We start from the raw sequence: 18,748 nt of genomic DNA, 5'->3' as shown, positions 1-18,748 counted from the left end.
GGGTGGACGCCGCCGGATCACCCGTCCACGCGGACGTCGACCTGGTTGTCCCCGGGTGCCAGGTCCGGCCAGTAGCGGTGGTCGGCGCTGTGGTGGACCACCCGGGCCGACACGTCCGCCCCCGGGCCCTCCGGCTCTACGCGGAAACGGAAGGTCCAGCTCCGGCGCTCCCCGGCCGGCACCCCGTCGGTCAGGCACGGCGGCCAGTCCGACCTTTCCCGGGCCGGCTCGCACCGGTCCCAGTCGCCGCCGTCGGGCGTGCCGACGCGCTCCAGCTCGTGGAAGGCGACTCGGTCCGCGTCGACGGACCCCCGGTTGGTCACGGTCAACGTGACCGTGCCCCGCCGCCGGCCGAGCTGGTCCGCCGGATCGAGGACGAGTGGCCCGGCGGAGATCGCCAGGTCGGTGAGGCGGGAGTCCCGGCCCCAGGTGGTCGGCCCGGCGGTCTGGGTGAACCGCTCGCCGTCCCAGCCGTACGTCCGCCACTGCTGTCGCGCCCAGTACGCCGGGATGCTGCAACAGGGCTGGATGTCGGCGACCTGGACGCGGACCTTCCCGCCGGCCACGGCGACGGCGCGGACGTCATCGAAGCCGCCGTCACCCTCCTCGTGCGTCCGGGTCACCCGCCCGAGCGCGACGATTAGCCCGGCGGCGTCCCGGTCGAAGGCGACCACCTGCTTCGCCGACGCCTCGCCGATGCGGCAGCCGAGCAGGGCCAGCGTCTCGGTGGCCCCGTCGGCGTCGACGTCGCCGTGCGTGACGCTGATCAGGTACGGCCGGTCCACCTCCGTCGTGGCGGCGGGAAGCAGGGTGACCCGCGTGGTGTCGGCGCAGCTCCGGCCGGCCCACGCCGGCAGGTCGAGCGCGGCGGCGCGCAGCTGCCGGCCGGTGATCCGGCCGTCCGGCGCGGTCGGCGCAGTTGGCGACGACGGCGGCCGCGACGCGTCGGGCGAGGGCTCGGGCGACGGTGACGAGGTCGGCCCGGCCGTCGGCGTGGACGCGGGCGGTCCCGGGGGCGGGGCGTCCCGCATCGCCGCGCCGGCGGCGATCGGGGCCACCACCAGCGCGACGGCGAGGGCCCCGGTCGCGACGGTGGCGCGGCGGCGACGCCGCAGCGTGCGCCGGGCCGCGTCCGGACCCGGACCGTCGATCCGGTCCGTCAGATCTCCGCGGTACGCGGCGAAGCGCGCCCGCAGCGGGTCCTGCTCAGGCATGACCGACTCCCTCCGGGTTCTCGTCGAGCAGGGTGGCCAGGGCGGCGCGGCCCCGGTGCAGCCACGACTTGACCGTGCCCTCCGCGACCCCCTCCTGCGCCGCGATCTGGGCGACGGACATGTCGGCCAGGTAGTGCAGGACGACGGCCCGCCGGTGGTTCGCCGGCAGCGCCGCGAGTGCCCTCTCGATGTCCACCCGGTCCGGCGTCGGTCCCGCGACCTGCGTCTCCACCCGCCGCTGTCGCAGCAGGTGGCCGCGGGCGGTACGCAGCCGGCGCCACCGGCTGCGCGCGAGGTTCCAGGCCACCCGCCGGATCCAGGCCACCGGGTCGTCGTAGCGGGACAGCCGGTCCCACCGGGCGAGCGCCCGGCAGAACGCCTCCTGGGCCAGGTCCTGGGCCTGGCCCAGGTCGCCGGTGTACGCGCAGAGCTGCGCGGTGACGCCCCGGAAGTGCGCGTGGTAGAAGTCGTCGAAGGTGATCGGCGCACCGCCCTCGGCGGCCCGCGCGTCGACCGTCGGGGGTGGTTCGTTGGCGCGGGCTCCCATCGTCACTGTCACTGTCCCTCCCCGTTCGAGCCACCGTGGCTGTCTGGCGGCGGTAACACTCCACCGGGCTCCGGCCGGTTGCGGCCGGCGCGGTCGTGGATCCGACGGCGACGGTCGGCGGTCGACGGGTCGACCGGTGCCGCCACGGGCTGTGGTTGACTTGGGGCGGTGCTCGGGAAGGGGGCGGTCGTGCAGGTGCCGGGAGTGCTCGGTGAGCCGATCCGGTTCGTGCTGAACTGGGGCCGCCGCTACTCGCTCTGGGTCTTCAACTTCGGCCTGGCCTGCTGCGCGATCGAGTTCATCGCCACCAGCATGGGCCGGCACGACTTCATGCGGCTGGGCGTGATCCCGTTCGCGCACGGGCCCCGGCAGGCCGACCTCATGGTCGTCTCCGGGACGGTCACCGACAAGATGGCCCCGGCGATCAAGCGGCTCTACGACCAGATGCCCGAGCCGAAGTACGTCATCTCGTTCGGCGCGTGCTCCAACTGCGGCGGCCCCTACTGGGACTCGTACTCGGTGACCAAGGGCGTCGACCAGCTCATCCCGGTCGACGTCTACGTGCCCGGCTGCCCGCCCCGGCCCGAGGCGCTGCTGCACGGCATCCTGCGTCTGCAGGAGAAGATCGCCGCCGAGCAGTCCGGCATCGGCGGCGTGCCCCGGCCCGACGCGCTCGCCGCGCCGGTCGACGCCGCGCCGTCCGACGGCGGCGTGCCACCGCGCTCTGCGGAGTCGCTGACCGCCCCGCCGGTGCGCCCGCCCGCCTCCTGAGCCGTACCGTCCGGTCGGACGAGGGCCCGGGTTGGCCGGCGGGGGCTAGCCTGCGCACCATGAACCACTCCGCCGACCAGCGTTCCGCCCACATCGTCGACGTACTCACCGAGGAGTTCGGCGCGTCGATGGCTCTCGACCCGGCCGCCTTCCGGCGCAAGTTCCGCAAGATGGCCGCGTCGCCGTTCGCCTTCTACCGGGGCAGCGCCTCGCTCTTCTACGCCGACCAGGTCGGCGACTTCGCCGACGACCGGTTCCTCGACGACCGCACCAGCCGGGTGTGGATCCACGGCGACCTGCACGCGGAGAACTTCGGCACGTACATGAATGCCTCCGGGCAGCTCGTGTTCAACGTCAACGACTTCGACGAGGCGTACGTGGGGCCGTTCAGCTGGGACCTCAAGCGGCTCGCGGCCAGCGTGGCGCTGCTCGGCTACGCCAAGGCGCTCTCCGACCGGGCGATCAGCGACCTGGTCACCGGCTTCGCGCAGTCGTACCTGACCGAGCTGCGGGCCATCGCCGCCGGTGGCGACGACGCGATCGGCTCGATCACCCTGGACAACGCCGACGGAGTGCTGCGCCGGGTGCTCCAGCAGGCGCGGCTCAACACCCGGGTCGACCTGCTCGCCACGCAGACCACCATCGACAACTACGAGCGCCGGTTCTCGCTGGGCGACGGCGTCTTCGAGATCGACGCCGAGACCCGGGAGCGGGTCTGCGCCGCGTTCGAGGACTACCTCGGCACCCTGCCCACCTCCTCCGCCCAGTCCCGTCCGGTCGCCACGCACATCAAGGACGTGGTGCTGCGCAAGGGCGTGGGCATCGGCTCGGCCGGGCTGCCGTCGTACAACCTGCTGCTGGAGGGGCACACCCAGGCGCTGGAGAACGACGTCGTCATCTACATGAAGCAGGCCCAGGTGCCGGCGGTGGCCCGGCACATCGCCGACGAGTCGATCGCGGGCTACTTCCAGCACCAGGGGCACCGCACCGCCGAGTCGCAGCGCGCACTCCAGGCGCACGCCGACCCGTGGCTGGGCTTCACCGAGCTGGACGGGGCCGGCCAGCTCGTCGCCGAGGTCTCCCCGTACGCGGCCGACCTCGACTGGGCCGACGTGAACGAGCCGGAGGAACTGGCCGGGGTGCTGGCCGACCTGGGCCGGGCGGTCGCCCGGATGCACTCGGTGGCCGACGACGAGTCCAGTCACGACCTGGTCGACTACTCCACCGAGGAGGCGATCGTGGCGGCCGTGGACGCCGACGAGGCGGGCTTCGTGGCGCATCTGGTCGACTTCGCCCACGCGTACGGCGTCCGCGCCCGGCAGGACCACCAGCTCTTCGTCGACCTGTTCCGCAATGGCCGGCTGCCCGGTCTCTGAGCGGGTCAGGAGCCGAACTCCAGCACCACCTTGATGTCGTCCGGCTCGGGGGTGTACGCCTCGGCGTACGCCTCCACGGGCACCCGGCGGGTGATCAGCGCGTCGAGCCAGGACGGGTCGGCACGGGCCAGCGCGGCGGCGGCGAGGTCCCAGTGCCGGCGGTTGGCGTTCACCGAGCCGAAGACCACGTTGTTCTCCAGCACCAGGGAGCGATTGAGCGCCCCGGCGTCGAGGTCGATGGTCCGACCACCGCTGGAGACGCCGGTCAGGCAGACGATGCCGGTCGGCGCGATCTTGTACATCACGTCGAGGACGACGACCGGCGCCCCAGTGCACTCCAGCACCACGTCCGGCTCGAAGTCCAACTCGCAGACGGACTCGGTGTGGTAGGTCGCCCCGAGCGCGCGTACCAGACCCGGCTTCGGCCCGGTGGTGTTGCGGTCCAGTACGTGTACGGCGAGGCCGCGCTGCGTGGCCAGCAGCGCGGCCAGTAGGCCGATCGGCCCGGCCCCGGTGACCAGTACGGTGCGCGGCTGCCACTCGGCGCGGGCACCGATGCGCTCGATGTGCTCCCACGCCTTCGCCACCACGCTGGTCGGCTCCAGCAGCATGCCGACCGGGGCGAGGGACGGGTCCAGCCCCACGGCGAAGCGGGGTTGCAGCCGCCAACGGTCCCGGGCGAAACCGGGCAGGGCCTTGATGCCGTGCTCGGTGAACTGGCCGTTGCGGCACATGTCCCACTCGTCGACCGCGCAGTTCGGGCAGGGGACCGGGTCGGGGTGCCGGACGACGCCCGCCACCAGGTCGCCGGGTTGCAGGGTGCCCGACGGGTCCTCCAGCACCCGGCCCAGCGACTCGTGCCCCAGCACCAGCCGGTCCGCGCCGGGCGGTGCCTCGCCGTACTCGCCGGCGATGATCTCGTGGTCGGTGCCGCAGATCCCCACCGCCAGCGCCTCGACCAGGATCGCGCCCTCCTCGGGCAGCGGTTCCGGATGGTCCTCGACCAGCCGCAGTGAGTCGGCGACCCCCGGGTTGACAGTCACAGCGCGCACGCCCCCATCCTTCCCCCTCGCCCGTCCCCCCGCCGCCAAAGCCCCACAAGACCACCCCGGGTTCACCCCGCGCCCCGCGCCTCCCCGCCCCGCCCGGGGCGCGGAGCGAGGCGCGGGGGAAGGAAGGTGGGTGGGGCGTTCGGTTGGGTGGGGGGTGCGGGGGAGGACCTAGGATCAGCGGCATGACTCCGGAAGAGGTCGGCCAGCGGATGGTCGCGCTGCTCGCGCCCGTCGAGGTGACCCCCTCGGTCTCCGGTGGCCAGGCGCACGCCCGCGCCACCGTCGACGTACCGCCGGTGAACTGGCCGGACGCTCTCCGCGCGGCCCGCGACGACGCCGAGCTGGCCTGCGACTACTTCGACTGGCTCTCTGCGGTCGACGAGCTCGCCGAAGGCTTCGACGTGGTGGCGCACCTCTGGTCCACCACCCGCCGGCACGGCCTCCTGCTGCGTACCCGGGTGCCCCGGGAGTCCCCGGCCGTCGCCTCGGTGGTCGGCGTCTACCCGGGTGCCGCGTGGCACGAGCGGGAGACGCACGAGATGTTCGGCATCGACTTCCCCGGCCACGGCGGGCTGGCGCCGCTGCTGCTGCCGCCCGAGTTCGAGGGGCACCCGCTGCGCAAGGAGTTCGTGCTCGCCTCCCGGGTGGCGAAGCCGTGGCCGGGCGCCAAGGAACCGGGCGAGTCCGAGGCCGGCGGCGGGCGCCGGCCGATCCGCCCGCCGGGCGTGCCCGCGCCGGGGGAGTGGGGTACGACGCCGACGCCGGCTGGCGCGGGCGGGGTCGGGGAGGGGCCGCGCGGCGGCACCCCGGCCCGCCCGGCCCGGGAGCGGCCCGCCCGGCCGGCCCCGGGGGCCCGTCCACCCCGTACCGCCCGGCCCGCCCCCACCACCGACGGCCCGGCGCCGCCCGGCCCGGCCGCCGCAGGTCCGGCGGCCCGGCCGTCACCGGAGGGGCCGGCCGCGTCGGAGCGGTCCGGCGACGACGGAGGTACGCCCTGATGCCACTGTGGCTGGAGCTGGTCATCCGCGTGGGGGGCGTGCTGGTCGCCTTCCTCACCCTGCCGCTGCTGGTCGGGCAGGCCGAGCACAAGGTGATGGCGCACATGCAGGGCCGGCTCGGCCCGATGTACGCGGGCGGCTTCCACGGCTGGGCCCAGCTGGTCGCCGACGGCGTGAAGTTCGTGCAGAAGGAGGACGTCACGCCCCGCGAGGCGGACCGGGCGGTGTTCCGGCTCGCCCCGGCGGTCGCGCTCGTGCCCTACCTGCTGGTCCTGCTGGTGATCCCGCTCGGCCCGGACGACCTGGTCGGGCAGCCGCTGGACATCGGCCTGTTCTTCGTGTTGGCCGTCGTGGGCGTGGGCGTCGTGGCGGTGCTGATGTCGGCGTGGGCGTCGGCCAACAAGTACAGCCTCCTCGGCGGCCTGCGCGGGGCGGCGCAGCTGCTCGGCTACGAGCTGCCGCTGGTGCTGGCCGCCGCCTCGGTGGCGATGGCGGCCGGCACGCTCAGCCTCTCCGGCATCGTCGAGGCGTGGCAGCCGTGGTGGCTGCTCTGGCAGGCCCCCGCCATGGTCGTCTTCTTCCTCGCCGGGCTCGCGGAGATCCGCCGCCCGCCGTTCGACATGCCGGTCGCCGACTCGGAGCTGGTCTTCGGCTACATGACGGAGTACACGGGCCTGCGGTTCGCGTTCTTCCTGCTCGCCGAGTACGTCGGCATCGTGGTGATCGCCGCGCTCACCACCGTGCTCTTCCTCGGCGGCTGGCAGGGCCCGTTCGCCGACGCGCAGCTCGGCTGGCTGTGGACCCTGCTGAAGGTCTTCGCCGTCTCGTTCCTGATCATCTGGCTCCGGGTGTCCTACCCCCGGTTGCGCGAGGACCAGCTCCAGCGCCTCTGCTGGCTCGTCCTGGTCCCCGTCTCCCTGGGGCAGCTCGTCCTCACGGCCGCCGTCCGCGTCGCGCTGTAGGACGGGCCGCCGCCGCGACCGCAGGTGCCACCCGGGCCGCCACGGCACCGCGTACGGGCCGTGGCGGCAGCCGGAGGTGCGTGCCGCCCGTCAGGGCAGCGGGGTGTGGGCGGGGTCGACGCGCTCGGCGGGCGGGGGAGGCGGGGGCGGGGTGCCGTCGCCGAAGGGGCGGCCACCGAGGGCCTCCCGGCCGTGCGGGGTGAGCCAGTTCGCCAGGTCCGGGCCGAGCGGCACCACCCCGGTCGGGTTGATGTCGCGGTGCACCTCGTAGTAGTGCCGCTTGATGTGGTCGAAGTCGATCGTGTCGCCGAAGCCCGGCGTCTGGAACAGGTCCCGGGCGTACGCCCAGAGCACCGGCATCTCGGTCAGCTTGCTCCGGTTGCACTTGAAGTGGCCGTGGTAGACCGGGTCGAAGCGGACCAGGGTGGTGAACAGCCGGATGTCCGCCTCGGTGATGGTGTCCCCGACCAGGTAGCGCTGCCCGGCCAGCCGCTCGCCCAGCCAGTCCAGCCGGTCGAACAGCCGGTGGTACGCCTTCTCGTACGCGGCCTGGTCGCCGGCGAAGCCGCTCCGGTAGACGCCGTTGTTGACGTCCCGGAACAGCACGGCGCTCACCTCGTCGATCTCGTCGCGCAGCCGCTCCGGGTAGAGGTCGGGCGCCCCCTCGCGGTGGTACGCCGTCCACTGGGTGGACAGGTCGAGGCTCATCTGCCCGAAGTCGTTGGTGACCACCTGCCCGGTCGGCACGTCCACGATCGCCGGCACGGTGATGCCCCGTTCGTAGCCGGGAAAGCGGGCGAAGTACGCCTCGGCCAGCCGCTCGATGCCGAGCACCGGGTCGCGCCCGCCCGGGTCGAGGTCGAACGTCCAGCTCCGCTTGTCGTGGGTGGGGCCGGCCACCGCCATCGAGATCGCGTCCTCCAGCCCGAGCAGCCGCCGTACGATGATCAGCCGGTTCGCCCAGGGGCAGGCGCGGCTGACCGCCAGCCGGTACCGGCCGGGCTCCACCGGCCAGCCGTCGCGGGCGTCGGCGGTGATCCGGGTGGCGATGTAGCGCTGGTCGCGGGTGAACTCGCCGCCCGGCTCGACGTACCTGCCGCCGGTCCGCATCAGCACCTCGTCGCCGCTGGTGGCGGTGCCCCCCGCGTCAGCCGTCGTGCCGCCCTCGGTCGTGCCGCCCATGCCCCCACCCCTCCGCCGTCGCCCGTCGCTCGTCCCATCATGGCGGCTGCGCCGACCTCGGGCGCGCCGAGTGCCGACCTGGGCCGTCGCGCCGTCCGACGGTGGCGGGCCGCGGCCGGCGGTTAGGCTGCCGCGATGATCGATGTGGAGGCGGCGGCCCGACGCTTCATCGCCGACGTGTGGAACGGCGCGCGGGAGGAGTCCGCGTACGAGCTGGTGTCGCCGGAGTGCCCGGGGCTGGGCGGGGCCGGCCCGGAGGCGACGTTGGCGTGGCACCGGGAACGCCGCGCCGCCTTCCCGGACCTGCGCTACAAGCTCGTGGACGTGGTGGCTGCCGGGGACCGGGTGGCGGTGCACTGGCGGGCCGCGGGCACCCAGGCCGGGCCGTTCGGGCCGGTGCCGCCGACCGGGCAGGTGGTCAGCTATTCGGGGGCGAGCTTCCTGCGCTTCGACGACGCGGGCCGGATCGTCGACGTGTGGAGCTGCAACGAGCTGTTCCAGCTCCTCCAGCAGTTGGGCGTGGAGATGCTCCCGCCCGCGCCCGGCGGGATCAGCGGGACCGGGGCGTGATCCTGCTTAGCGGGATGTCGATCTCCCACGGCTCCGGGACGAGGATGCCGTCCGTCATCCGGGCCTGCTCGACGTAGACGCGCTTCGCCGGGTCGAGCTTGTGGGCGTGCACGACGATCCCGGACTCGGTCTCGATCCGCCAGAAGTAGGGGATCTCGGCCTCGGCGTAGAGCGCGGGCTTGAGCACCCGGTCGATGCTCCGCGACCCCTCGGAGACGATCTCGACCACCAGCATGACCTCGTGGGGCTGGTAGTGCGAGGGGTTGCGCGAGGCCGCGTCCAGCTCCGTGACCAGCACGTCGGGGATGAAGGCCCGGGTGCGGGAGAGCCGCACCTCGACGCCCTGCGTGACGTCGAGGTCGGCGGGGCAGCTCTCCTGGAGAGCCGCACCGAGCATCAGTGCGATCGACTGGTGGAGTCGCGTGAGGGAGGGCGACACGATGAGGTTTCCGTGCAGGAGTTCGTGGCGGCGGCCGTCGTCGGGCAGGCGGTCGAGGTCGTCGACCGTCCACCCGCCCGGTGGCGGATGGTCGCCCTGCAGCGCGGCGGTCATGGCGAGGCCTTTCCGGTGCGTCGTTCTCCCCGCCTCACCGTACCGCCGGCAGACCCCGGGTGGTGGTCGCGCGCGCCGCGGCCACAGGGCAGGATGGTCGGCATGACCGACCGCAGCGAGCGCAGCGAGCCGGGCGGCGCCGGCGGAGACCGTGGCCTGCCGGGCGCGGGCCTGGTGAAGGGGCTCGCGGTCACGTTGAAGACGATGACGCGCCGCTCGACCACCCAGCAGTACCCGGACGTCGCCCCCGAGCTGCCGCCCCGCTCGCGCGGGGTGATCGCGCTGCTGGAGGAGAACTGCACGGTCTGCATGCTGTGCGCCCGGGAGTGTCCGGACTGGTGCATCTACATCGACTCGCACAAGGAGGAGGTGGCGGTGCCCGGCGCCGCCCGCCCCCGCCAACGCAACGTGCTCGACAAGTTCGACATCGACTTCTCACTCTGCATGTACTGCGGCATCTGCGTGGAGGTCTGCCCCTTCGACGCCCTCTACTGGTCGCCGGAGTTCGAGTACTCCGAGTACGACATCAAGGACCTGCTGCACGACAAGGACCACCTCGGGCAGTGGATGGGCACCGTGCCGCCGCCGCCCGCGCACGACCCGAACGGCGAGCCGGCGAAGGAGGAGACCGCCGCCGCGCGCAAGGCCGCGGTCCCGGCCGCGCCCGCCGCCCGTCCCGCCGCCCCGGCCGTACGCCCCGAGCCCGAGGCCGGCGCATGACGGGTGCGGACGTGCTGCTGCTCGCCCTCGGCGCGCTGGCGGTCGGTTCGGGGGTGCTGGTGGTGGCCACCCGCCACCTGGTCCGGGCCGGCCTCTACCTGGTGCTCTGCCTCGGCGCGCTGGCCGGGATGTACCTGGTGCTCACCGCCGAGCTGGTGGCGTGGGTGCAGGTGTTGATCTACGTGGGTGCGGTCGTGGTGCTGCTGCTCTTCGCGGTGATGCTCACCCGCGCCCCGATCGGGGCCTCCGACGACCTGGACCGGCCCGGCTGGGCGGCGGCGTTGGTCGGCGGCGGCACCGGGCTCGGGCTGGCCGCCCTGCTGGTCGACGCGTACCGCTGGACGGCCGTGGAGCTGCCCGAGGCGGGCACCGCGGAACGCCTGGGCGACCAGATCTTCCGCAGCTGGGTGCTGCCCTTCGAGGTGCTCTCGGTGCTGCTGCTGGCCGCCCTGGTCGGCGCCATCGTGATCTCCCGCCCCGACATCGGCCGGCCGAAGGCCGGGGAGCCGGGCCCCGGGGGCTCCGGCACGGCGGTCGGCGGCGGACGTCCGGGCGACGACGGCGGGCGGTCGCGGTGAGGCCCGTCATCCCGTACGTCACGGCCGCCCTGCTGTTCGGCCTCGGCGTCTACGGCGTGCTGCGCCGGCGCAATGCGGTGCTGGTGCTGATGGCCGTCGAGCTGATGCTCAACGCGGTCAACCTGATCCTGGTCACCGCCGACACCACCGTGCGCGCGCAACTGCCGCACGGCGGGCAGGTCTTCGCGCTCTTCGTGATCGTGCTGGCCGCCGCCGAGATCGGGGTCGGCCTGGCCATCGTGCTCCAGCTCTACCGGCTGCGGGCCACCGTCGCCGTCGACGAGGTGCCGCTGGCTGAGCGCCCGCCGCTCGGACGTGCGGCCGAGCCGGCCACCGCCGGAACCACCGCCGGGGCCGGCGCCGGGGGCGAGCTCGGGAGCACCGGCGGGCCGGACACCCGGCCCGGGTCCGCCGACCGCCCGGAGGGGGAGCGGTGAGCACGACCACGCTGCTCGGCGCGCTGCTGCCGGCCGTACCGCTGGTGGCGGGCCTGCTCGGCCTGCTGCTGCCGCCGGCGCCGCGCGCCGCCGACCAGACCGCCGGCGACCGGGCGCGGCGGGTGGCGATCGCGCTCGGCGTGGCGGGGGCGACCGGTGCGTTGGCGCTCGCCGTCGCCCTGCTGGTCACCCTCGACCGGCCCGCCGAGGCGTCCACGACCTGGGTGGACCTGGGCGGGCTGACGGTCAGCCTCGGGGTGCGGCTGGACTCCGCCGCCGCGCTGGTCGCCGTCGCGGTGACCGCGGTGGCGCTGGCCGTGCAGGTCTACTCGATCGGCTACCTGCGCCGGGGCCCGCACGACGACGTCGACACCGACCACCGCTACCCGCCGTACGCGGCGCAGATCAGCCTCTTCACCGCCGCCATGCTGCTGGTGGTGGTCGCCGGCGACCTGATCCTGCTGCTGGTCGGCTGGGAGGTGATGGGCATCTGCTCATACCTGCTCATCGCCCACGACCGCCGGCTGCCGGAGGCCCCGGCCGCCGCGATGAAGGCGTTCCTGGTGACCCGGGTCGGCGACGTCGGTTTCCTGCTCGGCATCGCGCTGCTCGGCGTCTCGGCGGGCAGTTTCCGGATCGCCGACGTGCTCGCCCACGACCACGCCACCGGCACGCTGACCGCCGCCTGCCTGCTGCTGCTCGCCGGGGTGGCCGGCAAGAGCGCCCAGTTCCCGCTGCACACCTGGCTGCCCGACGCGATGGCCGGCCCGACGCCGATCTCGGCGCTGATCCACGCCGCCACCATGGTCGCCGCCGGCGTGTACGCCGTCACCCGGCTCTACCCGCTGTTCGCGGCGACCCCCGTGGCGCTGGCGGTGCTGGGCGTGATGGCCTCGGTCACCCTGCTGCTCGGCGCGTTAGCCGCCACCGCCCAGGACGACCTCAAGCGCGTACTGGCCTGGTCGACGGTCTCCCAGATCGGCTACATGACCGGCGCGCTGGCGGTCGGCTCCACCCCGGCCGCGCTGTTCCACCTGCTCACCCACGCCGCGTTCAAGGCGTTGCTCTTCCTCGCCGCCGGCGCGGTCATCCACGCAGTCGGCACCACGCTGATGTCCCGCATGGGCGGGCTACGCCGCCGCATGCCGGTCACCTTCTGGTGCACGGTGATCGGGCTCGGGGCGCTCGCCGGGGTGCCGCCGTTGTCGGGCTTCTGGAGCAAGGACGGCGTGCTGACCGTCGCCCAGGAGGCCGCCCTGCACGGCACCGGCCCGGCCCCGTCCTGGGTCGGCTGGCTGGTGTGGCTGGCCGGGCTGGCCGGCGTCGCGGTCACCGCCTGGTACGCCACCCGCCTGCTGCTGCGCACCTTCCTCGGTGAGGCGCGGATGCCGCTGGCCCACCCGCACGACCCGCCCGCCGTGATGCGCTGGCCGCTGCTGCTGCTCGCCGTACCGGCCGCACTGCTGGGTCTCGCCGGCTTCGACTGGGCCTTCGCGCGTCGACTGCTGCTCACGCCCACCGCCAGCGAGCCGGCCGGCGAGCAGGTCCTGATCCACGTCGGCCCGGAGCTGCTGCTGCCGCTGGCGCTGCTGGTCGTCGGGGCGGGGCTCGCCTGGCTGCGCTGGCGGCGGGACCCGGCCGCCGACCCGGCGACCGCGCTGGGTCCGCTGCGGCCGGTCTTCGCCGCCGCGTTCCGGCTCGACGACGTCCAGCGCGCCCTGGTCGTACGCCCGACGAAGGCGCTGGCGCGCGCGGCGCGTACGGCCGACGAGGTGGTGGTGGACGGCGCGGTCGAGGGCAGCGGCCGGGCCGCGCTCGGCCTCGGCGGCGGCCTGGCGGCGCTGCACCGCGCGGCGCTGCCGCGTGCGGCGGTCGGCGTGCTGGCCGGGGCGCTGCTGATCGGCCTCGCGGCCGTCCTGATCGGAGTATCCGCATGAACGCGAGCAGAGGACCAGGTCTGCGAGCCCGGCAGTCGCGAACTGAGGTGGCGCCGTGAGTGGCGTCCGCTTCGGGGAGTTCCTGCTGGTGGCGGTGCTGGCGCTGCCGGCGCTGGGCGCGCTCGCGGTGGCGGCGACGCCCCGGGACCGGGCGGCCCGGGCCCTCGGCACGGCCGTCGCCGCGCTGACCCTGGTGGCCGCCGCGCTGCTCTTCCTCGGCGACCGCTCCTGGGCCACCTACGCGGCCGGCACCCCCGCCGTGCGCCCCTGGCACCGGCTCGACCTGCCCTGGGTGCCCGGCCTCGACCTGCGCTTCCACCTCGGCGTGGACGGCATCTCCTGGCCGTTGGTGGTGCTGACCGCGCTGCTCACGCTGCTGTGCTGCGCGTACACGTTGTGGAAGGTCCCCGACGGCGGCAGCGGGCGGGCCCTGGTGGCCCTGCTGCTGGTCGTCGAGGTCGGCATCCTCGGCACCTTCCTCGCCCTCGACCTCGTGCTCTTCTTCGTCTTCTTCGAGGTCGTCCTGCTCCCGATGTACGCGATCATCGCCGGCTGGGGTGGCGCGGACCGGCGGCGGGCGGCGGCGAAGTTCGCCCTCTACACGCTGTTCGGCTCGGTGCTCCTGCTGGTCGGCGTCTACGTGGTGGTGTCCGCCGCCGGCACGGCCGACGTCGTGGCGCTCACCGGCGGGACGGGGTTGTCCCGGGGCACCCAGCTCGCGGCGTTCACGCTGCTCGCGCTGGCCTTCGCGGTGAAGAGCCCGCTGTGGCCGCTGCACTCCTGGCTGCCCGACGCGCACACCCAGGCACCCACCGTCGGCAGCGTGGTCCTCGCCGGGGTGCTGCTCAAGATGGGCACGTACGGACTGATCCGGATCGCGGTCGGGGTGGCCCCGGAGGGCGCCCGCTGGGCCGCCCCGGTGCTCGGCGTGCTGGCCGTGGCGGCGATCCTGGTCGGGTCGCTGGTCTGCCTCGCGCAGCGGGAGCTGAAGCGGCTGATCGCGTACTCCAGCGTCGGGCACATGGGCTTCGTGCTGCTCGGGGTCGCCACGCTCACCGCCACCGGCATCCAGGCGGCCCTGATCGGCAACGTCGCGCACGGGGTGATCACAGGCCTGCTCTTCTTCCTCGCCGGGGCGGTCAAGGACCGTACGCACACCGGGTCGCTGGACGAACTGTCCGGGCTGCGGGAGACCGCCCCACGGCTGGCCGGGCTGCTCGGCTTCGCCGCCGTCGCCTCGCTCGGCCTGCCCGGGCTGGCCGGCTTCTGGGGCGAGGCGTTCGCCGTGGTCGCCGCCGTCGAGGTCGGCGGGGCGCTCTGGACCACCCTCGGCGTGCTGGCGGCGGTCGGCGGGGCGCTCACCGCCGCGTACCTGCTGCGGCTGCTGCGCCGGGTGACGCACGGGCGGCCCAGCCCGGCGGTCGGGCGGCTGACCCCCGGCCTGGCCGGCGTGGAGCTGGTCGCGTGGGTGCCGCTGGTGCTGCTCGCCCTCGCGGTCGGCCTGGCCCCGACCCTGGTGCTCGGCGTCGCGGAGGCACCCGTCGACGCCCTGGTGGAGGTGCTGCGGTGAGGGATCCGGGCCGGCGGGACGGACGGGACGGGGAGGTGCCGCGGTGAGCGTGGTGCAGAGCGTCGACAACGTGGCGCTGCTCCCGGCGTACCTGGCCGCCGGGACGGCCGTGCTGGTGCTGCTGGCCGACCTGCTGGTGGCCCGGGGCCGGGTCACGCTGGCGACGGCCGCCGTCGGTGCGGCGGCCACGGCGCTGGGCACGGTCCTGGTCGGCGCCGGGGGCGAGCGCCGGACGTTCTGCGTCGGCGCCGACTGCTCGTACGTCTTCGGCGGCCGGGCCGCCCTGGTCGCCGTCGTCGTCGCGCTGCTCACCCTCGGCGTGCTGGCCCTGTCCGGCCCGTTGCTGCGGGCGGGGCAGTCGCCGACGGGGGAGTACTGCTTCCTGCTCGCCTGCTCGATGACGGGCGGCGTCGTGCTCGGCGCGGCCGGCGACCTGATCACCCTGATCGTGGCGCTGGAGACGCTCACCCTCCCGCTGTACGTCCTCGTCGGGTTGCGCCGCGACAGCCTGGCCAGCGCCGAGGCGGCCGTCACCTTCTTCGTCGTCAGCGTGGTCGCCACCACGCTGACGCTGCTCGGGGCGGCGCTGCTCTACGCGGCCACCGGCGGGCTGCACCTGGGCCGGATCGGCGCGATCCTCACCGACCGGCCCGACCTGCTGGACCTGCCGCTCACCACCGCCGCCGTGGCGCTGGTGGTGCTGGGGCTGGCGTTCAAGGTGGCGGCGGTGCCGTTCCACGCCTGGGCGCCGACCACCTACGACGGCGCGCCGCTGCCGGTGGCGGCGTACCTGTCCACCGCCTCGAAGCTGGGTGGCGTGGTGGCCCTGCTCGCCGTCGTGCAGTACGCGCTGCCGGCCGACGTGACCGGCCCGGTGCTCGCCCTGCTCGCGGTGCTGACGATGACCGTCGGCAACCTGGTGGCGCTGCGCCAGCGGCGTACGGTCCGGCTGCTCGCCTGGTCCTCGGTCGCCCAGGCCGGCTACATCCTCGCCCCGCTCGGCGCGCTGGCGCTGGCCGCCGGGCGCACCGCCGACGCCCGCACCGCCGCGTACGCGGCCGCCGTCGCGTACGCCGTCTTCTTCGTGGTGCTGGAGCTGGCGGCCTTCGCGGCCGTGGTGGCGCTGCGCCCGGCGGGCGCGGACGGCGGCACCCTCGACGACCTGCGCGGGGCGGCCCGGCGGCACCCGTGGCGGGCGGCGGCGCTCGGACTGGCGCTGGTCGGGCTCGCCGGCCTGCCGCCGGGCCTGGCCGGCCTCTTCGCCAAGGTGACCGTGGTCCGTTCGCTGCTGGACGGGGGCGCGGGCTGGCTCGCCGTGGTGGTGGCCGTGAACGCGGTGATCGGCCTCGCCTACTACCTGCGCCTCACCGCCACCCTGTGGGCCGCGCCGGCCTCCGGGGCGGATGCCCCGGCCCGCACGGCCGACGGCCCGGTCGCCGCGGCGGGGGCGGACGCCCGGCTGGTCGGGGCCGTCCCCGCAGGCGCTGACGCCTCCGCGGGGGCGCCCGTACGGGCCCGGACGGTCGGCGTGGTGCTGGCCGTGGCGACGGTGGCGGCGCTGGTGCTGGGCCTCGCCCCGCAGCTCGTGCTGGACGTCGCCGCCCGCTGACGCGGCGGTCCCGTAGGGGCGGCCTACCCGCCTTGCGGGGCGGTAGTCCCTGCGGGCACTCCGGACATCTCAGGCAACTCTCAGCCATGAGACGGATGGTTGGCGGGTACCGGGTTGTTGGACCGGTCAGCGGATCCCGCGCGATCCGTGCTGCACCGAAGGAGTGATCGTGCACCACAACCGTCTGAAGACCGCCGCGCTGCTCGGCCTGCTCACGTCGCTGATCCTGGCGGTGGGCTACTGGTTCGGCGGCAGTGGCGGCCTGGTCATCGCCGTCGTCGTCTCGCTGCTCATGAACGGCGTCACCTACTTCTACTCCGACAAGCTCGCGCTGCGCTCGATGCGGGCGCAACCGGTCAGCGAGGCACAGTTCCCTGAGCTGTACCGGATGGTCCGCGAGCTGGCCACCGAGGCCGGGCAGCCCATGCCCCGCCTGTACGTGAGCCCGACGTCGCAACCCAACGCGTTCGCCACCGGACGGAACCCGCAGCACGCGGCCGTCTGCGTCACCCAGGGGATCACGGAGATCCTCGACTACCGCGAGCTGCGCGGCGTGATCGGGCACGAGCTGTCGCACGTCTACAACCGGGACATCCTCATCTCCAGCGTGGCGGCCGGTCTGGCCGGCATCATCACCATGCTGGCGAACATCGCCTGGTTCATCCCGCTGGGCGGTGGCGACGACGAGGACTCCCCGAACCCGGCCGTGCTGCTGCTCACCATCATCCTCGGCCCGATCGCGGCCACCGTGATCCAGTTGGCGATCAGCCGCAGCCGGGAGTTCCAGGCGGACGCCTCCGGCGCCCAGCTCACCCGGGACCCGCTGGCCCTGGCGAGCGCCCTGCGGAAGATCCACATGGGTGCCCAGCGCCGGCCGCTGCCGGCCCAGGGGCAGCTCACCAGCACCGCCCACCTGATGATCGCCAACCCGTTCAAGGGCGGCGCCGTAGCGGCGCTCTTCTCCACCCACCCCAAGATGGAGGAGCGGGTCGCCCGGCTGGAGCGGATGGCCGCCAACAGCGGCCCCGTGCAGTTCCAGCGCTGAGGCGCTGATCACCTTTCCGCCCGTGTCCGGTCCGCCGGACACGGGCGGAAAGGCGTGTGAGCGCGTTAACCGTTCCTCTCGCGCCGTCGGCGGCGTTAGGGTCGAAAGGTTCCCCACTCGTTACATCCCCTGGAGGTCGACCGTGGCCGCACTGCGCCAGTACCTGGGCGTCTGGCGGATCCCCGGAGCGCCGATGCTGCTGCTCACCGGCATCCTCGGCAGGCTCGGGATCGGCATGACGCCGCTGGCGCTGCTGCTGGTCGTCGAGCAGGTCACCGGCCGCTACTCACTGGCCGCTGTCGCCGGGGCCATCTACGCCCTCTCCGGCGCCGCGCTCAGCCCCGTGGCGGGCCGGATCGCCGACCGGATCGGCCCCACCCCGGTGCTCGTCGGCACCGCCGTCGCCCACCCGTTCGCCCTGCTCGGCCTGCTCTGGTCCGCCCGCTCCGACGCCGGCAGCCTGGCGCTGGTCTTCGTGGCCTCCGGCGTCGCCGGGGCCACCTACCCGCCGCTGACCGCCGCGATCCGCGGCGCCTGGAACGACCTGACCTCGCCGGCGTCCGGCCGGTGGCACCTGCGTAACACCGCCCTCGCCGCCGAGACCACGCTCTTCGAGATCGTCTTCGTGCTCGGCCCGCTGCTGGTCGCCGGCTTCATCCTGTTCGCCGACGCCGGGGCCGCCCTGATCGGCGCCGCCGTGGTGACCCTGGTGGGCACGATGGCGGTGGCCCTCGGCCGCGTGATGCGCGGCTGGCAGCCGCACCCGCGCGAGCACCGCACCACGGGGCTCGGCCCGCTGCGGGTGTCCGGCTTCCCGGCGCTGCTGCTCTGCGTGGCCACCCTCGGCATCGCCTTCGGCGCGGCCGGCGTGACCGTGCCAGCGTTCGCCTCCGCCTACACGTCCGACGACCCCGACAGCCTCGCCGGGGTGCTGCTGGCCGTCTGGGGCGTCGGCAGCGCCGTGGGTGGCTTCTGGTTCGGTGTCCGCAAGCCCGCCCGGAACATGACCCGGCAGTTCTCGCTGCTGCTCGGCGCGGTGGCGGCCAGCTTTGCCGTCTTCGCGGTGATGTCCACCCCGGTGGCGCTGGGCACCGCCCTGGTGATCGGGGGCGCCACGATCGCGCCCGCGCTCACCCTGGAGAACACCCTGGTCGGCCGGGTCGCGCCCACCAGCATGCTGAACGAGGCGTACACCTGGGTGGTGACCATGTCGGTGGGTGCCAGCGCCGCCGGCGGCGCGGTGGCCGGCCTGATCGTCGACCACGGCGGCGGGGTGCCCTGGGCGTTCGTCTTCGCCGGGGCGGCGGTCGCCGTCGGGGCCGGGGTCGCGGCCCTGCCCGCCGGGCCCATCGCCCGCGCGGAGGCCACGGCGGTACGCAGCGAGGAGTTGCTGCCCGCCTGACGTTCCGGCCGGGCTCCCGGGATTTCCGTCGCGTTGGAGGGGTACCACCCGGGCATGTTCGTCTTCTTCTCGAACCGGGTGGGCTGCCTCGGATCCCTGTTGATCAGCGCGATCCTGACGGTCGTGCTGCTGCTCGTCTTCTCCCGCTGAACCGGCGCGGTCCTCTCGACCCGGGTTGTCAGGAGCGGCCGGCCGCCGCCCGGTCGGTCCCGCCGAGGCAGGACC

18 protein-coding genes are annotated in these 18,748 nt (G+C 74.5%); 13 read left to right on the top strand and 5 right to left on the bottom strand.

Features of this window, described 5'->3' with window-relative positions; translation table 11 throughout:
• Nucleotides 1-17: 17 nt before the first annotated feature.
• Both AC5L34_RS02325 and AC5L34_RS02320 read right to left on the bottom strand, forming a co-directional pair.
• Nucleotides 18-1,214, bottom strand: a complete 1,197-nt coding sequence (locus AC5L34_RS02325; RefSeq protein ID WP_494823691.1) for a hypothetical protein — start codon at nt 1,212-1,214, stop codon at nt 18-20.
• Nucleotides 1,207-1,761, bottom strand: coding sequence for a SigE family RNA polymerase sigma factor (locus tag AC5L34_RS02320; protein ID WP_441176258.1), 555 nt, complete (start codon nt 1,759-1,761; stop codon nt 1,207-1,209). The genes AC5L34_RS02325 and AC5L34_RS02320 overlap by 8 nt, the downstream gene beginning before the upstream one ends.
• Before the next feature lie 189 nt (nt 1,762-1,950).
• Between AC5L34_RS02320 and AC5L34_RS02315 the strand changes: the two genes are divergently transcribed.
• Both AC5L34_RS02315 and AC5L34_RS02310 read left to right on the top strand, forming a co-directional pair.
• Nucleotides 1,951-2,532, top strand: coding sequence for an NADH-quinone oxidoreductase subunit B (locus AC5L34_RS02315; RefSeq protein WP_357714716.1), 582 nt, complete (start codon nt 1,951-1,953; stop codon nt 2,530-2,532).
• A gap of 59 nt (nt 2,533-2,591) precedes the next feature.
• Nucleotides 2,592-3,908: a DUF2252 domain-containing protein gene (locus AC5L34_RS02310; protein ID WP_363896811.1), complete on the top strand. Its 1,317-nt coding sequence runs from the start codon at nt 2,592-2,594 to the stop codon at nt 3,906-3,908.
• Between the two features lie 5 nt (nt 3,909-3,913).
• Here AC5L34_RS02310 and AC5L34_RS02305 read toward each other — a convergent pair whose 3' ends face one another.
• Complete coding sequence (locus AC5L34_RS02305; RefSeq protein ID WP_441176038.1) at nt 3,914-4,960, bottom strand: glucose 1-dehydrogenase; 1,047 nt, start codon at nt 4,958-4,960, stop codon at nt 3,914-3,916.
• Between the two features lie 182 nt (nt 4,961-5,142).
• On the opposite strand from AC5L34_RS02305, the gene AC5L34_RS02300 reads away from it, so the two are divergent.
• Both AC5L34_RS02300 and AC5L34_RS02295 read left to right on the top strand, forming a co-directional pair.
• A complete protein-coding gene (locus AC5L34_RS02300) occupies nt 5,143-5,958 on the top strand; it encodes an NADH-quinone oxidoreductase subunit C (protein ID WP_441176037.1) in 816 nt (271 codons plus the stop codon).
• Nucleotides 5,958-6,920 carry a complex I subunit 1/NuoH family protein gene (locus AC5L34_RS02295; RefSeq protein WP_357883232.1) on the top strand — a complete coding sequence of 321 codons (963 nt, stop codon included), beginning with the start codon at nt 5,958-5,960 and terminating at the stop codon, nt 6,918-6,920. The genes AC5L34_RS02300 and AC5L34_RS02295 overlap by 1 nt, the downstream gene beginning before the upstream one ends.
• A 90-nt stretch (nt 6,921-7,010) precedes the next feature.
• On the opposite strand, the gene AC5L34_RS02290 is transcribed toward AC5L34_RS02295, so the two are convergent.
• Nucleotides 7,011-8,102, bottom strand: a complete 1,092-nt coding sequence (locus AC5L34_RS02290; protein ID WP_441176036.1) for a glutathione S-transferase family protein — start codon at nt 8,100-8,102, stop codon at nt 7,011-7,013.
• A 135-nt stretch (nt 8,103-8,237) separates the two neighbouring features.
• On the opposite strand from AC5L34_RS02290, the gene AC5L34_RS02285 reads away from it, so the two are divergent.
• The gene (locus tag AC5L34_RS02285; RefSeq protein WP_357972676.1) at nt 8,238-8,672 is read left to right on the top strand and encodes an ester cyclase; all 435 of its coding nucleotides are present in this window, start codon (nt 8,238-8,240) and stop codon (nt 8,670-8,672) included.
• Here the strand turns inward: AC5L34_RS02285 and AC5L34_RS02280 are convergent.
• Complete coding sequence (locus AC5L34_RS02280; RefSeq protein WP_494823690.1) at nt 8,653-9,225, bottom strand: Uma2 family endonuclease; 573 nt, start codon at nt 9,223-9,225, stop codon at nt 8,653-8,655. The genes AC5L34_RS02285 and AC5L34_RS02280 overlap by 20 nt on opposite strands.
• A 93-nt stretch (nt 9,226-9,318) precedes the next feature.
• On the opposite strand from AC5L34_RS02280, the gene AC5L34_RS02275 reads away from it, so the two are divergent.
• The 8 genes from AC5L34_RS02275 to AC5L34_RS02240 all read left to right on the top strand — a co-directional run bounded on the left by AC5L34_RS02275 (nt 9,319) and on the right by AC5L34_RS02240 (nt 18,523).
• Entirely contained in the window at nt 9,319-9,945 is a 627-nt protein-coding gene (locus AC5L34_RS02275) for a NuoI/complex I 23 kDa subunit family protein (RefSeq protein WP_101412818.1), read from the top strand.
• Nucleotides 9,942-10,523, top strand: a complete 582-nt coding sequence (locus AC5L34_RS02270; protein WP_441176034.1) for an NADH-quinone oxidoreductase subunit J family protein — start codon at nt 9,942-9,944, stop codon at nt 10,521-10,523. The genes AC5L34_RS02275 and AC5L34_RS02270 overlap by 4 nt, the downstream gene beginning before the upstream one ends.
• Nucleotides 10,520-10,960 (top strand): NADH-quinone oxidoreductase subunit NuoK, encoded by a 441-nt coding sequence (gene nuoK, locus AC5L34_RS02265; RefSeq protein ID WP_494823689.1) that lies wholly within the window; start codon nt 10,520-10,522, stop codon nt 10,958-10,960. Before AC5L34_RS02270 ends, nuoK begins: the two co-directional genes overlap by 4 nt.
• Nucleotides 10,957-12,897, top strand: a complete 1,941-nt coding sequence (locus AC5L34_RS02260; protein WP_494823688.1) for an NADH-quinone oxidoreductase subunit 5 family protein — start codon at nt 10,957-10,959, stop codon at nt 12,895-12,897. Before nuoK ends, AC5L34_RS02260 begins: the two co-directional genes overlap by 4 nt.
• Before the next feature lie 55 nt (nt 12,898-12,952).
• Nucleotides 12,953-14,467 (top strand): complex I subunit 4 family protein, encoded by a 1,515-nt coding sequence (locus tag AC5L34_RS02255; protein WP_494823687.1) that lies wholly within the window; start codon nt 12,953-12,955, stop codon nt 14,465-14,467.
• Between the two features lie 43 nt (nt 14,468-14,510).
• Nucleotides 14,511-16,076, top strand: coding sequence for an NADH-quinone oxidoreductase subunit N (locus tag AC5L34_RS02250; protein WP_441176030.1), 1,566 nt, complete (start codon nt 14,511-14,513; stop codon nt 16,074-16,076).
• A 169-nt stretch (nt 16,077-16,245) separates the two neighbouring features.
• Nucleotides 16,246-17,121 carry a zinc metalloprotease HtpX gene (gene htpX / locus AC5L34_RS02245; protein WP_441176029.1) on the top strand — a complete coding sequence of 292 codons (876 nt, stop codon included), beginning with the start codon at nt 16,246-16,248 and terminating at the stop codon, nt 17,119-17,121.
• Between the two features lie 142 nt (nt 17,122-17,263).
• Nucleotides 17,264-18,523 (top strand): MFS transporter, encoded by a 1,260-nt coding sequence (locus AC5L34_RS02240; protein ID WP_494823686.1) that lies wholly within the window; start codon nt 17,264-17,266, stop codon nt 18,521-18,523.
• Nucleotides 18,524-18,748 lie beyond the last annotated feature (225 nt).

The organism is Micromonospora sp. ZG13 (genome assembly GCF_059359355.1).
The sequence above is the reverse complement of the archived record's forward strand: the minus strand, read 5'-3'. Positions and strand labels throughout refer to the sequence as shown.